Here is a 14,926-nt window from a genome sequence, read left to right as displayed (position 1 = left end):
CCTATACCGTGTCAGTCAACCCCGTCCGGTAGCTGGGTGCACACTGTCATAGACTCAGGTTTCGCCCGCAGATTTCCGTGGGGCAGCCACTTTTAGTTTTCAAGCTTGAGGAGCATACGTTGAAGAGCACCGTCGAGCAGCTGAGCCCGACGCGCGTGAAGATCAATGTCGAGGTGCCGTTCGACGAGCTGAAGCCCAACTTCGACCGCGCCTACCGCAAGATCGCTCAGCAGGTCCGCATCCCGGGTTTCCGTCCTGGTAAGGCGCCTGCTCGCGTCCTGGAAAGCCGGATCGGTCGTGCCCCGGTGCTCGACGAGGTCGTCAACGAGGCCATTCCCGCGAAGTACATGGAAGCCGTGCAGTCGGGTGAGGTCCGTACGCTGGGCCAGCCCGACTTCGAGGTGACCAAGCTCGAGGACAAGGACGTGCTCGAGTTCACCGCTGAGGTGGACATCCGGCCGGAGATCGACATGCCGGACGTCGAGGGCCTCGAGGTCAGCGTCGATGACATCGAGTTGACCGAGGAAGAGGTGGACGAGCAGCTCGACGAACTCCGCGCCCGGTTCGGCACCCTCACCGGCGTCGACCGTCCCGCGCAGAACGGCGACTTCGTCTCCATCGACCTTTCGGCGACAGTCGACGGCGAGGAGGTCGAGGATGCCAGCACGTCTGGGCTGTCCTACGAGATCGGCTCGGGCCAGCTCGTCGACGGCATCGACGATGCGCTGATCGGCGCGTCCGAGGGCGAGACCAAGACGTTCACCACGAAGCTGCTCGCGGGCAAGTACACGGGCACCGACGCCGAGGTCAACGTCACCGTGCAGTCCATCAAGCAGCGGGAGCTGCCGGAGGCCGATGACGAGTTCGCGCAGATGGCCAGCGAGTTCGACACCATCGACGAGCTGCGCAATGACCTGCGCGAGCGGCTCACCCGCGTCAAGCGCATGCAGCAGGGCGTGCAGGCCAGGGACAAGGTGCTCGACTCGTTGATCGAGTCCACCGAGATCCCGCTGCCGGAGGCCGTCGTCCAGGCCGAGGTCGACAACCGCAAGCACGACGCGCTGCACGAGCTCGACCACGACGAGGACGCGCTTGCCCGGTCGCTTGAGGCCGAGGGCAAGACCCTGGAGCAGTTCGAAGAGGAGACCCGCGCCGAGGCGGAGAAGTCGGTGCGCACCCAGCTGCTGCTGGACGCCATCGCCGAGGACCAGAACGTCCAGGTGGATGACTCGGAGCTGACCGAGCGGATCATCTACCAGGCGCAGCGGTTCGGTGTCAGCCCTGACGAGTACGTGCAGCGGGCGCAGCAGTCCGGCCAGCTCGGCGCGATCTTCGCCGACGTCCGCCGGGGCAAGGCGCTGGCCACGATCGTGCGGAAGGTCACCGTCACCGACGCGAGCGGCAACGAAGTCGACCTCAGCGAGTTCTTCGGTGACGAGGGCGGTGACGAGCAGCCGGACACGGTCGAGGCCGAGGCCACGGACGTCACCGATGAGGTCGCCGAGTCGGACGAGAAGGCTGACGAGGAAGCGGAGTCTTCCACCAATCGGTGACGCTCTGAGCGAACGCGGCGCCAAACGGGCATGACGAGGCCGTCACATTCGTTAGTGTCGGTTGCAAGATCGCAGGTACTTCACAACGTAAGTCCACAGTGGATCTTCGGACCGGTGCCCGGTCACGGAGACACTGTGGAGAGAAGGCAGGCAGACGTGACGCAGCACCCAACGCCCGATATGCGGACGACGACCGCCGGGCTGAACCTGACCGACTCGGTGTACGAGCGACTGCTCCAGGAACGGATCGTCGTGCTCGGCTCCGAGGTCAACGACGATATCGCGAACCGGATCACCGCGCAGCTGCTGTTGCTGGCCGCGGAGGACTCACAGGCCGACATCCGGTTCTACATCAACTCGCCGGGTGGCTCGGTCACCGCGGGCTTCGCCATCTACGACACGATGCAGCTCATCGAGCCCGACGTGGCCACGTACGCGATGGGCCTGGCCGCCTCGATGGGGCAGTTCCTGCTGTCCTCAGGCACCCCAGGCAAGCGCTACTCGTTGCCGCACGCGCGCATCCTGATGCACCAGCCGTCGGCCGGTGTCACCGGTACCGCGTCCGATATCGCGATCCAGGCCGAGGTGTTCGGCAAGTGGAAGCAGGAGCTCGCCAAGATCACGTCGGACCAGACCGGGCAGACGGTGGAGCAGATCATCGCCGACGGTGACAGGGACCGCTGGTTCACCGCGTCCGAGGCCAAGGAGTACGGCTTCGTCGACCACGTCCTGACCCGCGAGCACCTCGCGAACATCAACTCGGCGAGCTGATACAGGAGACCCTCATGAGCCAGCACAGTTCCCCCTCACCGGTGTCGGGCGCCAACCCTGGGCAGCTGCCGCAGTCGCGGTACGTGCTGCCGAGCTACGTCGAGCGCACCAGCTACGGGATAAAGGAATCCAACCCGTACAACAAGCTGTACGAGGAACGGGTCATCTTCCTCGGCGTCCAGGTCGACGACGCGTCGGCCAACGACGTCATGGCGCAGCTGCTGCACCTCGAGCACGAGGACCCGGACCGCGACATCGTCATCTACATCAACTCGCCGGGTGGCTCGTTCACCTCGCTGATGGCGATCTACGACACGATGCAGTTCGTGCGGCCCGACGTGCAGACCTACTGCCTCGGCCAGGCGGCCTCGGCGGCGGCCGTGCTGCTGGCCGCTGGCACCAAGGGCAAGCGGTTTGCGCTGCCGAACTCGCGGGTGCTGATCCACCAGCCCGCGATGGAGGGCGCATACGGTCAGGTCTCAGATCTTGAGATCCAGGCCAACGAGATCCAGCGGGTGCGTACCCAGATGGAGCAGACGCTGTCCAAGCACACCGGCCGCGCGGCGGAAGAGGTGCGCAAGGACATCGAGCGCGACAAGATTCTGACCGCCGAGCAGGCGCTGGATTACGGAATCATCGACGAGGTGCTGCCGTACCGCAAGGGCTCGGCCAGCTAGTCGTCACGTGCGCATGCTGGCAGGTCAACCCCCAGACGGGTGGTTGCCTGCCGGCATGTGTTCCCGGAGCCGAGCTTCGCCGACCGCGAAACATACCGGCTCCATTACGGGGCGTGTCGATTGCGGGCGTTACCCCGTGATGGGGACTAAGGTCGGCTACCGCGGTCCTGACAGCAATTGGTCCTCCCCAAGGGCAGAGCTGGCGGGTACCGTCAGTAGCAGGACACCTTGCGAAGCCCACCAGCACGCACGCATCAGGCGTACCAGCGACGGTGCGCCGGAGGGGACAGAGGTCAACGGCCATGGCGCGAATCGGTGACGGCGGAGACCTGTTGAAGTGCTCTTTCTGTGGCAAGAGTCAGAAACAGGTGAAAAAGCTCATCGCCGGGCCCGGCGTGTACATCTGTGACGAATGCATCGACCTCTGCAATGAGATCATCGAGGAAGAACTCGCCGAGGCCGGCGACGTCAAGCTTGATGAACTTCCCAAGCCCGCCGAGATCCACGACTTTCTCGAGCAGTACGTCATCGGACAGGATGACGCCAAGCGGTCCCTCGCCGTCGCGGTCTACAACCACTACAAGCGCATCCAGTCCGACGCCAAGGGTGGTGGCACCAAGGAGTCCAAGGACGAGCCGGTCGACATCGCCAAGTCGAACATCTTGATGCTCGGCCCGACGGGGTGCGGTAAGACCTACCTCGCGCAGACGCTCGCCAAGTTGCTCAACGTGCCGTTCGCCATCGCGGACGCCACCGCGCTCACCGAGGCGGGCTACGTCGGTGAGGACGTCGAGAACATACTGCTCAAGCTCATCCAGGCCGCCGACTACGACGTCAAGCGCGCCGAGACCGGCATCATCTATATCGACGAGGTCGACAAGATAGCGCGCAAGAGTGAGAACCCGTCCATAACTCGGGATGTATCTGGCGAGGGCGTGCAGCAGGCGCTGCTGAAGATCCTGGAAGGGACGACGGCTTCGGTGCCGCCGCAGGGTGGCCGCAAACACCCGCACCAGGAGTTCATCCAGATCGACACCACGAACGTGCTGTTCATCGTCGCTGGCGCGTTCGCGGGCCTTGAGAAGATCATCAACGAGCGCATCGGCAAGCGCGGCCTCGGCTTCGGCGCGGAGATCCGTACGCGGACCGAGATCGAGGAAAGCGACATCTTCGGCGGAACCATGCCGGAGGACCTGATCAAGTTTGGCCTGATCCCGGAGTTCATCGGCAGGCTGCCGGTCGTGGCTAGCGTGACCAACCTCGACAAGCACTCGCTGGTCAAGATTCTTACCGAGCCGCGCAACGCACTGGTCAAACAGTACAAGAAGCTGTTCGAGCTGGACGGCGTCGAGCTGGAATTCACCAAGACGGCGCTGGAGGCGATCGCGGACCAGTCGGTGCTGCGTGGCACCGGCGCCCGCGGTCTGCGGGCGATCATGGAAGAGGTTCTGCAGCAGGTCATGTACGACATCCCCAGCCGCGAGGATGTCGCCAAGGTGGTCATCACCGAGCAGACCGTACGGGAGAACGTCAACCCGACGATCGTGTCCCGCCGTCCCTCCCGTCGCAGGGCCCAAACCGAGCGCAGCGAGAAGTCCGCCTAGGGCACGTGCGCTCCGAGGAATCGCACGACGTCGTCGGCGACTCCCTTCACGAAGTCCGTCGTATGCCGACCAGGACCAATGTGGGCTACGGCTGGCTGGGTCATCCCGATGAACCGCCGGGTGCCGGTGACGAACGGGTCGTCGGCGCCGCACCACACGCCGAGCGCGGTGTCGCCCACCGCGTCCGGGTGATGCAGCGGGTCCAGTGCCGCCCATGCTTCGCGCGACGGAAAGATTCGCCGGGTGCGCATCACTTCCCAGGACGTGATCAACGCGGGTGACACCGCCGCCGTCGCACGCAGCGGCTCCCGCCGCTCCGCGCGCATACGTGCGTAGTGCAACGCGCCGAAGCCACCCATCGACACCCCGACGCACGCGAATGGCCGGTCGCCGAGGTCGCGCTCCCGCAGCCACACCGGTAGCTCGGTGAGCAACATCGCCATCGGATCGTCGCCCGCACGCACCTGGTTCCAGTAGTTGTCCCCGCCGTCGACGGCGACCAGCGCGAACGGTGGAATCGTTCCCAGCGCCGCCTTGCTCACCAGTTGGGCACCGAAGCCGTACTTGTGAGTACCGACGGCGTCGCCACCCAGCCCGTGCAGCACCACACACACCGGTAGCGCATCGGGAACGTCGTCACGCGGCAGCATGGTGACCAGATCGAGGTCGCGGCCACGCGCCCGCGAGTGCACCCGCTCGACGCGGCGCAGGCTCAGGTAGCTGGCAGGAGACGCGCCGCCACCGCCGGACGGACGCAGCAGCGAGGTCAGCCCAGTGCCGGTGAGCGCGAGCCCGGTCGCGCCCGCCGTGAGCATCGTGCGCCTGTTGATCCGAGATTCGCCCATGGCAGCTCCTCGTCTGCCACGGTACGTTCAGAAGTCGATCACGCGCACCGCCAACAGTGCCCACGTGGCGGGAACCCACCGAACGGGCGGTCTTGCCGTATGCCCAACACCTACGGCAACGACACCCGCTTCTCCCCGGTGTAGACGTTCATCTCGCGGCCACGCAGGAAACCGACCAGGCTCATGTCCCGCTCCGCCGCCAGTTCCACCGCGAGCGAGGATGGCGCGGAGATCGCCGCCAGCATGGGGATGCCCGCCATCGCGGCCTTTTGCACGAGCTCGAACGACGCCCGCCCTGACACCAGCAGCCCAGCGTCGTGCAGCGGTACCCGTTCGGACATCACCGCCCAGCCGATTGCCTTGTCGACCGCGTTGTGCCTGCCGACGTCCTCACGCACCACCAGCAGCTCCCCGTCGGCGTCGAACAGCGCCGCGGCGTGCAGTCCGCCGGTCGCCTGGAACACCCGCTGCCGCGCCCGCAGCGCGTCCGGTAGGCCGCCGAGCACCTCGGGTGTCACCGCGAACTCCGTCCCGACGTCGAACCGCGACGCCAGTCGCACCGCGTCCAGCGCTGCCTTCCCGCACACGCCGCAGGACGATGTCGTGTAGAAATTGCGTTCCACCCCGACGTCCGGTGGCGCGACGCCGGGCGCGAGCGTCACGTTCAGCACGTTGTAGGTGTTGCGGCCCTGATCGTCCACGCCGTCGCAATACCGCGCCGTCGAGACGTCCTCGCGCGCGCCGATCACGCCTTCGGTCAGCAGGAAGCCGTGCGCCAGTTCGACGTCGCTGCCCGGCGTGCGCATGGTGACAGTCAGCGCCTTGCCGTCGACGCGTAACTCCAAGGGCTCCTCGGCGGCCAGCGTGTCCTGTCTGCGTGTGGTGCCATCCGCGCGCAGGGTCAACACGGGCGTGCGTACGGTGATGCGACCCACCTGGGCGATTCCTCCGTTTTCCACGAACCGTCTGCGAGCGTCCTGGCATCGGCCTAGCCTGGGATCATGCTGCTCGCAGAGGATCTTTTGCTGCTGTCCTATGACGACGATACGGGGCGCAAGTCCGGGGTGGGGAACCTCGACTACGCGCTGGCGGGTGCGGTGCTGATCGACCTGGCCGATCTCGGCAGGCTCGATGTCACCGAAAAGGGGAGGCTGACCGTCGTCGACGACGCGCCGACAGGGCAGGCCGTCCTCGACGACTGGCTCGGCAAGGTCGCCAAGTACGAGGGCAAGAAACCGAAGGACGCGGTCTCTGGCCTCAGCTCGGGCCTGGCTGACCGGCTACTCGCCACCCTCGCCGAACGCGGCATCCTACGGGAGGAGAAGGGCAAGGTCCTCGGTATCTTCCCGACGACCCGCTGGCCCGCGGAGGATTCCAGCCACGAGCTCGCGCTGCGGGAGCGACTGCGCACGGTCCTCGTCAGCGGCGCGGAGCCGGACGAGCGCACCGCGCCGCTGATCGCGCTGCTCTCGGCGGTCGACGCTGTGGGAGAGGTGGTCGAGAAGCACGAACGCAAGGACGCCAAGCAGCGTGCGGAGCAGATCGCCGAGGGCGACTGGGCGTCGGCGGCCACCAAGAAGGCCGTCGAGGAGCTGACCGCGGCAGTGGCGGCCGCGGTGATTGTGCCGACAGTGATCACGGGGACGAGCTGATTGATGAGCGTCCAGGTACGCCGCGTTTACGACGAAGCGGGTGCCGACGACGGCGCTCGGGTGCTGATCGACGGTATGTGGCCACGCGGTATTCGCAAAGACGCGCTGGACTACACCGAATGGCTCCGCGACGTCGCGCCGTCAAAAGAGCTGCGGAGCTGGTTCGGCCACCAGTCGGAGCGGTTCTCGGAGTTCCGGGAGCGTTACCTCGCCGAGCTGGAGCACGGCGAGCGGGCGGGGGCGCTGCGGCGTCTCACGGAGCACGCAGGGAAAGACCTCACCCTGCTCACCGCGACCAAGGACGTCGACCACTCGCACGCCGCCGTGCTCGCTGAACTGCTGCGGAAGTGATTAGCTACAGGTCGCAGTTTGTTCTGGTGTCAATTGGTTTGGCCGGGTCGAAGTAGTGCTCGTCGGAGTGCTCCAACTTGTCGCGGTTCCAGCCCCGGTCGCTGTACTGCGGAGCGAGGTAACCGTTCTTGGCCGCATCGCAGGACATCGAGTAGATGAAGTATTTGGTGCGTCGGACGTGCACGCCATGCCCGGCCTCCTGCCAACGCGGACCGGTGTAGACCTTGTAGGTCGTCACCGATCGCCGTACCGCGACGATGTCGAGCGCCCGGAGCAGCCGGTCCGGGTGATCGGTGTCGAAGGCGTAGGCCGCGGCGAGTTTTGCCGTGATGATCAGTTCACCCGGCTTGCCCGCTCGCATGCGCAACGTGCCACTGAGCTTGGGTGATGCCGGTAGCAGCGGGTAGTCCTCGTGGATCAGCACCATGTAGTTCGCCGCCATCGCCGGGTCGTCGAGACGGTCACGTAGGTCACGGCGCACGCCAGGGGCCAGGGTGGCCAGGTACCGCCGGATGCGGTGGTCCTCGATCACCTTGCGATCGAGTAGCGACGCGGAGATGGTGCGCTTGACCTGTCTGAGCGCGCGTGCGACCTGCTTCGTGGTGAAGTCTCCGACCGGCTTGGGCTTCGGGACCGAGATGCCGTCGATGCCGTCTTCCCAGGACGCGGCGGGTGTACCGACGAACGGTTGGTCCAAGTCGAGCACGCTGCTTGGCACATGGGTCGACACAGTCGTCGTTGGTGAGGTGCGCGGTACCTCGGTGGACGTCGACTGGTCGGTGAGTCCCGCCATGACACGGACGTCGTCCCAGTACGTCACGAGCGCGACGGCCGCGATGGGGGCGGTGATTACAGCAGCGAGGCGCACGATGGTGCGGTAGCGCCGACGGCGGCGCACCTCCGGGGTGGCCCACTTCCGCCGGAGCTTGGCATGCGTGCGGCGTGCCTGCCATCGCGCACGCAAGCCGGAGGCGTTCCACCTCGAATACAGACGGCGGTCTATGTCCGGTTCATTCATGGTTCCCCCTTTTCTTCCCGGTGCACCTTATCGGGTGAGGGGAGGAGTGACACGGGGCCTTGTGCTGCGCCGATTAGCCGGTTCGTAGACTTACCGACTGTGACCGAGAACGCGAATAACCCCAGCACAGACCTGCCCTCCGCCTGGAACCCGGCCGATCACGAGGCCGAGCTGTACCAGCGCTGGGTAGACGCGGGCTACTTCGCGGCCGACCCGGACAGCGGCAAACCGACGTACACCATCGTGCTGCCGCCGCCGAACGTCACCGGCGCGATGCACATGGGGCACGCCCTCGACCACTCGCTGATGGACGCGCTGACTCGCCGCCGCAGGATGCAGGGCTACGAGGCACTGTGGCTGCCCGGCATGGACCACGCGGGCATCGCGACTCAGAACGTCGTTGAGCGCGAGCTGTCCGATCAGGGTGTCTCTCGCCACGATCTCGGGCGCGAGAAGTTCGTCGAGCGCGTCTGGGAGTGGAAGGAAGAGTACGGCGGCAAGATCCTCGGCCAGATGCGTCGCCTTGGCGACGGTGTCGACTGGAGCCGTGAGCGCTTCACCATGGACTCCCGGCTTTCCCGCGCGGTCCAGACGATCTTCAAGCGGCTCTACGACGACGGGCTGATCTACCAGGCCGAGCGCATCATCAACTGGTGCCCGCGCTGCCACACCGCGCTGTCCGACATCGAGGTGGAGCACGACGAGGTCGATGGTGAGCTGGTCTCCATCCGCTACGGCGACGGGGAGGACGCGATCGTCGTCGCGACCACGCGTGCGGAGACGATGCTCGGCGACACCGCCGTCGCGGTGCACCCGGACGACGAGCGCTACACACACCTGATCGGCACCGAGGTGCAGCTGCCGCTGACCGGCCGCAGGATCCCGATCGTCGCCGATGAGCACGTCGACCCGGAGTTCGGCTCCGGCGCGGTCAAGGTGACGCCAGCCCACGACCCGAACGACTTCGAGATCGGCAAGCGCCACGACCTGCCGATGCTGACGATCATGGACGAGACCGGCGTGGTCACCGCGCACGGTTCCTTCGAGGGGCTTGACCGCTTCGAGGCGCGCCCCGCCGTGATCGCCGCGCTGCGTGAGCAGGGCCGCATCGTCGCGGAGAAGCGCCCGTATGTGCACTCGGTCGGGCACTGCTCCCGCTGCGACACCGTGGTCGAGCCCCGGCTGTCGTTGCAGTGGTGGGTGCGGGTGGCGCCACTGGCGAAGGCCGCTGGCGACGCGGTGCGCGACGGCCGTACCACGATCCACCCGCCGGAACTGGCCAAGCGCTACTTCGACTGGGTCGACGACATGCACGACTGGTGCATCTCGCGCCAGCTGTGGTGGGGCCACCGGATCCCGGTCTGGTACGGCCCGAACGGCGAGAAGGTCTGTGTCGGCCCCGACGAGGAGCCGCCGTCCGGCGAGGGCTGGACGCAGGACGGCGACGTCCTCGACACCTGGTTCTCGTCGGGACTGTGGCCGTTCTCCACGCTCGGCTGGCCGGACGACACCGCCGACCTGCGCGCGTTCTACCCGACGAGCGTGCTCGTCACCGGCTACGACATCTTGTTCTTCTGGGTCGCCAGGATGATGATGTTCGGGCTGTACGCGATGGCGGATCAAGGTCCCAACCGTGCAGTGCCTTTCCGAGACGTCTTCCTGCACGGCCTCATCCGCGACGCCACCGGCAAGAAGATGTCCAAGTCGCGCGGCAACGTCATCGACCCGCTTGACTGGCTGGACCGCTTCGGCGCCGACGCCACCCGGTTCACGCTGGCGCGCGGCGCCAACCCTGGCAGCGACATGGCGATCGCGGAGGAATGGGCCGCTGGGTCGCGTAACTTCTGCACCAAGCTGTTCAACGCAAGCCGGTTCGCGCTGATGAACGGCGCGACGACGGCGGCAGAGCTGCCAGCGCGGGAGTCGCTGACCGACGCCGACCGCTGGATACTCGATCTCACCGACCAGCTGGTGTCCGATGTGGACACGCTGTTCGATGGCTTCCAGTTCGCCAAGTTGTGCGATGCGCTGTACCACTTCACCTGGGACGAGTTCTGCGACTGGTACCTGGAGCTGGCCAAGGTGCAGCTCGCCGAGGGCGGCGAGCGTGCCGACTCCACCCGGGCGGTGCTTGGCCACGTGCTCGACACAGTGCTGCGGCTGCTGCACCCGGTGCTGCCGTTCGTCACCGAGAAGCTGTGGACGTCGCTGACCGGGGGAGAGTCGCTGGTGGTCGCGGACTGGCCGGGTGCCACCGGCGGGGAGCGGGACACTGGCGCTGCCGCGCGGATCGCGGACGTGCAGAAGCTGGTCACCGAGATCCGCCGGTTCCGCTCTGACCAGGGGCTCAAGCCGGGGCAGAAGGTCGCGGCACGGCTGTCTGGTGCTGGCTTCGATGGCATCGCCGGGCATGAGTCGTCGGTGCGGACGCTGGCGAAGCTGACCGAACCGGGCGACGACTTCTCCGGCAGCGCGTCGTTCGAGGTCGGCCTTGCCACCGGCACCGCACACGTCGAGCTGGACCTGTCCGGCGCGATCGATGTCGCCGCCGAACGCAAGCGGCTCGATAAGGATCTCGCCGCAGCCCGTAAGGAGCTGGAGCAGACGGAGAAGAAGCTGGCGAACCCGTCGTTCGTCGAGAAGGCGCCAGCGGATGTCGTCGAGAAGATCCGCGGCCGCAAGCAGGCGGCGGAGTCCGACATCGAACGGATCTCGGCGCGGCTGGCGTCGCTGCCGAGCGCGTAGCCATTACAGCGCGACAAAGGGCGTCTTACTCGCACGAGATGCGAGTAAGACGCCCTTTGTCGTACGTGACCCTACCGTGTGCGGAACACAACGTCGTGAGTGCAGGACACGGCGTCTGGAGTGGGGGACACGACCGGGGCGGGGAGGCGGCCGTGTCCCCCACTCAGAACTTCGAGTTCATCAGAAGCAGGGCTCCGAGAACTCGTAGCCCTCGGCGCTCGGACCCGTGTACAGGTCCTTCGTCACGGACACGCCGGTCGGGGCGTCCTCGTCGACCTCGCTGATCACGCTCTGCCGGAAGACCGCGTCGTTCGGCTCGTCGGCGAAGTTGCCTGCTTCCTCGGGCAGCATGCCCTCGTAGTCGACCGTGGTCAGCGACTTCACCGCCTCGACAAGGCCCTCACGGGTCAGGTCGCCGTTCTCGGCGGCGGTCTCCAGTGCGGCCTTCATCGGGTAGGACCAGGCCCAGCCAGCGGTGTAGCCATCACTCGGGTCGACGTCGCCGAGCGCGTCCCGCATGGCCTGGTGGCCGGGGGTGTCGGCGCCAAACGGTGCCCACGGACCGGACTGCAGGTACAGCGCCTTGAACGCGTCAGCGGCAGGGCTCTCGAGCAGGGCAGGGTTCCACGTCGGGCTTGTCCCGATGAACTTGCCCTTGAAACCCTTGGCAGCGGACTGACCGACGACGGCGGCGGCGTCAGTCGGCCCCGTCGTCACGATCACCAGGTCAGGCTTCTGCTTGGTGATCGCGTTGATCGCGCCAGCCTGGTTCTCCGGGCCCTGGCCGGTTTCGATGGCGGTGAAGTCGAGGCCCTGGGCCTCGGCGGCGACCTCGGCGCCGCCGGCGGCGTCCTCGCCGTAGTCACCGGCGTAGTGCACCGCCATGACCGACTCCGCGCCGAACTCATCGACCGCGTAGTCGACCGAGTTCATCGACTCGAAGCAGTAGTTGGTGCCGGACTCCAGGATGACGTCCTTGAAGTCCCATGCCGACGTCCACGACGCGGGGGCCGACACGACGTTGTTCGCCTCAAGGTCGTTGATGATCGCGGCGGTGGTTGGTGAGCCGAGGGTCTGGGCCAGCCCGAGCACCTCGCTCTCGATCTCCTGGTAGACCTGCCGGTGGACCTCGGGGTTGTACTTGTTGTCCTTGATGTAGCTGGTGACATCGACGTCGAAGGCCTGGTCACCGGCCTGGATGCCGCCCTGCTCGTTGACCCGCTCCCAGAACGCCTTCTGCGCGTCGGTGATCGGCACCGCGAGCGCGGCGAACGGACCGGACGTCAGGTCGGAGATGATGCCCAGGTAGATGCAGCCGTTGTCCTGGTTCGGCGTGTCCGGACAGGCTTCCGCGGTCACACCGGTGCCGGTGGCGACCTCCCCATCACCACCGCCACCGCCGGTGTCGCCGCCCCCGCGACACGCGGTCGCGACGAGTGCGACGGCGAACAGAGCCGCGGCGAAAGCGGTCCGCCTGTGTTTCCAGTTGGCCATGATTCGATCCTTTCGTAGGGCGATCGGTAGGGCCGGGTCAGTAGGAGAAGGGCCAGGCCTTCCAGTAGTTACGGATGCGGGTCCAGATCCCGTACAAGCCGCGTGGTTCGAAGATCAGGAACCCGATGATCAGCAGGCCGTAGAGCACCGTCTCGACCTGGAACACGTTCAGCGGCGCGCTGGCGTCGCTTGAGATGAACGGCGCCACGGTCGGCAGCTCCCTGGTCAGCGCGGGCAGCAGCGTGATGAAGAAGGCGCCCATGATCGAACCGGAGATCGTGGCGACTCCGCCGATCAGCACCATCGCGATGTACTGCACCGACAGCAGCAGGTTGAACGAGGTCGGCTCGATGAATCCGGTGATGGTGTAGAGCAGCGCACCCGCGCAGCCGGCGTAGAACGACGACACCGCGAACGCGATCATCTTGTACCGGGCCAGGTTCACGCCGATCACCGAGGCCGCGATGTCGCGGTCGCGGATCGCGGCGAACGCCCTGCCGACCTTGGACCGAGCCAGGTTGCGGGCGAGTATCCCGAGCACCACAAGACAGACCAGCATGAGCAGGTACAGCTTCTGATCCGATGTGAGCACGTCGCCGGACTTGTTGAGCGTGACGCCGAACAGTTCCGGCACCGGTCCTGGCCTGCCGACGCCAGCGCCGCCGGTCAGGTCCCGCCACTCCTTGAACACGTGCTCGCCGATGAACACGAGCCCGAGCGTGACGATCGCGAGATAGAGCCCGCGCAACCGGGTGGCCAGCGGTGCGACCAGCACCCCGAACACCGCGGCGACCAGGCCCGCGGCGAGCAGCCACACCAGCACGTTGGTGACGCCGAAGCCGATCGTGCGGCCGTCGGGGTCGCCGGACAGCGCCGCCGCCGTGTAAGCGCCGATAGCGAGGAAGAACGCGTGGCCGAGCGAGACCTGCCCCGCGTAGCCGGTGACGATGTTGAGCCCGATCGCACCGATCGACGCGGCGCAGGCCAGCGCGAGCAGGCTCAGCGTGCGGTCCTGGACCAGCCACGGCATCGCGAGCGCGAGCAACACGATCGCTCCCACCGCGACGAGCTTCGGCCGGGTGTTGAGCAGCCGCAGGTGCTGCGCGTAGGAGGTGTAGAGCCCTGGCCTGCCGGACAGCTGCCGGGGCTTGCGCCCGGGCGGACGCTGGGATGTCGGCGTGGTCATACCCGCTCCACCTCCTTGGTGCCGAAGAGTCCGTACGGTTTAACCAACAGCACCAGCAGCATCACCACATATGGCGACACAACCGAGAAGTTGTCACCGAGCCAGGGGGCGAAATCACTCTGATAGGTGGCGATGAGCGATTCGACGACGCCGATGGTGAGCCCGCCGACGACCGCGCCGCCGAGCGAGTCGAGACCGCCGAGGATGATCGCGGGCAACGCCTTCAGCGCGATGATCCACAATTGCTGGTCAACGCCGACGCCGGTGGCCACGAAGGTGCCCGCGATAGCGGCGAGGCCACCGGCGATGGCCCACGCCATCGCGAACACCGTGCTCACCGAGATGCCCTGTGCCAAGGCGGTCTCCTGGTCGTACGACGCCGCCCGTGTCGCCAACCCGAGTCGCGTGTACTTGAAGAACGCGAACAACACGGTGATGACCACAGCGGTGGTCAGAAACATCGCGATGTAGCGCTCCTGCACCGTCACCCCGAGCAGTGAGACTCGGCTGAAGCCCCACGGGTCGCCGACCTGCCTGACGTCGGTGCCGATGAAGCCGTTGATCACCACGCGCAGCGCGATGTCGATGCCGAGGGTGATGATCGCGACGACGAACACCGGTTTGCCGACCATCGGCCGGATCACGGTGCGCTCGAGGCCGAGCCCGAGCAACGCGATGCCGACGACACCGAGGATCACCGCGATGATGAAGCCGAACGGACCGACCAGGTAGCTGACCAGTACCGCTCCTGCCAGCATCAGCGCCGGCTGCGCGAAGCTGATCACCCGCATCGACTTGTAGATGATCACGAAGCCGAGGGCGAGCAGGGCGTAGACCGAACCCTGGCCCAGCCCGGCGAGCGTGCTGCTGAGCAGTTCCTTCACGCCGCCTCCTCTCCCCGCGCGGCAAGCCGCGCCGGTGCCATGGCGTCGGCGAGCGTGGTGTCCGATGATTCGGACCTGCAAGCAGTCCTCGGGTCCGATGATTCGGACCTGCAAGCAGTCCTCGGGTCCGATGATTCGGACCTGCA

13 protein-coding genes are annotated in these 14,926 nt (G+C 66.5%); 7 read left to right on the top strand and 6 right to left on the bottom strand.

Annotated elements, in window-relative coordinates:
- Window positions 1-119 precede the first annotated feature (119 nt).
- From tig to clpX, 4 genes are all read left to right on the top strand, one after another.
- The gene (tig, locus tag AMYHA_RS20970; protein WP_034273804.1) at window positions 120-1,553 is read left to right on the top strand and encodes a trigger factor; all 1,434 of its coding nucleotides are present in this window, start codon (window positions 120-122) and stop codon (window positions 1,551-1,553) included.
- A 156-nt stretch (window positions 1,554-1,709) separates the two neighbouring features.
- Complete coding sequence (locus AMYHA_RS20965) at window positions 1,710-2,324, top strand: ClpP family protease (protein WP_084037408.1); 615 nt, start codon at window positions 1,710-1,712, stop codon at window positions 2,322-2,324.
- 14 nt (window positions 2,325-2,338) lie between these two features.
- Window positions 2,339-3,001, top strand: a complete 663-nt coding sequence (locus AMYHA_RS20960; protein ID WP_051400144.1) for an ATP-dependent Clp protease proteolytic subunit — start codon at window positions 2,339-2,341, stop codon at window positions 2,999-3,001.
- Between the two features lie 302 nt (window positions 3,002-3,303).
- Window positions 3,304-4,605, top strand: a complete 1,302-nt coding sequence (gene clpX / locus AMYHA_RS20955) for an ATP-dependent Clp protease ATP-binding subunit ClpX (protein ID WP_034273795.1) — start codon at window positions 3,304-3,306, stop codon at window positions 4,603-4,605.
- Here clpX and AMYHA_RS20950 read toward each other — a convergent pair.
- Window positions 4,602-5,450 carry an alpha/beta hydrolase gene (locus AMYHA_RS20950; RefSeq protein WP_034273793.1) on the bottom strand — a complete coding sequence of 283 codons (849 nt, stop codon included), beginning with the start codon at window positions 5,448-5,450 and terminating at the stop codon, window positions 4,602-4,604. The two genes, clpX and AMYHA_RS20950, sit on opposite strands and share 4 nt — an antisense overlap.
- A gap of 110 nt (window positions 5,451-5,560) precedes the next feature.
- Window positions 5,561-6,385 carry a formate dehydrogenase accessory sulfurtransferase FdhD gene (gene fdhD / locus AMYHA_RS20945; protein ID WP_034273791.1) on the bottom strand — a complete coding sequence of 275 codons (825 nt, stop codon included), beginning with the start codon at window positions 6,383-6,385 and terminating at the stop codon, window positions 5,561-5,563.
- Between the two features lie 66 nt (window positions 6,386-6,451).
- Here fdhD and AMYHA_RS20940 point away from each other — a divergent pair, with 66 nt between their 5' ends.
- Complete coding sequence (locus AMYHA_RS20940) at window positions 6,452-7,102, top strand: GOLPH3/VPS74 family protein (protein ID WP_051400143.1); 651 nt, start codon at window positions 6,452-6,454, stop codon at window positions 7,100-7,102.
- 3 nt (window positions 7,103-7,105) lie between these two features.
- Window positions 7,106-7,453: a DUF488 domain-containing protein gene (locus tag AMYHA_RS20935; RefSeq protein ID WP_034273786.1), complete on the top strand. Its 348-nt coding sequence runs from the start codon at window positions 7,106-7,108 to the stop codon at window positions 7,451-7,453.
- 4 nt (window positions 7,454-7,457) lie between these two features.
- Here the strand turns inward: AMYHA_RS20935 and AMYHA_RS20930 are convergent, their stop codons facing one another.
- On the bottom strand, window positions 7,458-8,471 hold the full coding sequence (locus AMYHA_RS20930) for a hypothetical protein (protein ID WP_157362286.1): 1,014 nt from the start codon (window positions 8,469-8,471) through the stop codon (window positions 7,458-7,460).
- Between the two features lie 99 nt (window positions 8,472-8,570).
- On the opposite strand from AMYHA_RS20930, the gene AMYHA_RS20925 reads away from it, so the two are divergent.
- Window positions 8,571-11,216, top strand: a complete 2,646-nt coding sequence (locus AMYHA_RS20925) for a valine--tRNA ligase (RefSeq protein ID WP_034273782.1) — start codon at window positions 8,571-8,573, stop codon at window positions 11,214-11,216.
- Window positions 11,217-11,396: 180 nt separating this feature from the next.
- Here AMYHA_RS20925 and AMYHA_RS20920 read toward each other — a convergent pair whose 3' ends face one another.
- From AMYHA_RS20920 to AMYHA_RS20910, 3 genes are read right to left on the bottom strand one after another with little or no spacing between them, the layout of a single operon-like run.
- The gene (locus tag AMYHA_RS20920) at window positions 11,397-12,710 is read right to left on the bottom strand and encodes an ABC transporter substrate-binding protein (protein WP_051400142.1); all 1,314 of its coding nucleotides are present in this window, start codon (window positions 12,708-12,710) and stop codon (window positions 11,397-11,399) included.
- Between the two features lie 37 nt (window positions 12,711-12,747).
- Window positions 12,748-13,896, bottom strand: a complete 1,149-nt coding sequence (locus AMYHA_RS20915) for a branched-chain amino acid ABC transporter permease (RefSeq protein WP_196776942.1) — start codon at window positions 13,894-13,896, stop codon at window positions 12,748-12,750.
- Window positions 13,893-14,780, bottom strand: a complete 888-nt coding sequence (locus AMYHA_RS20910) for a branched-chain amino acid ABC transporter permease (RefSeq protein ID WP_034273779.1) — start codon at window positions 14,778-14,780, stop codon at window positions 13,893-13,895. Before AMYHA_RS20910 ends, AMYHA_RS20915 begins: the two co-directional genes overlap by 4 nt.
- Between the last annotated feature and the right edge of the window lie 146 nt (window positions 14,781-14,926).

The organism is Haloechinothrix halophila YIM 93223 (genome assembly GCF_000504245.1).
Classification (GTDB): domain Bacteria; phylum Actinomycetota; class Actinomycetes; order Mycobacteriales; family Pseudonocardiaceae; genus Haloechinothrix_A; species Haloechinothrix_A halophila.
The sequence above is the reverse complement of the archived record's forward strand: the minus strand, read 5'-3'. Positions and strand labels throughout refer to the sequence as shown.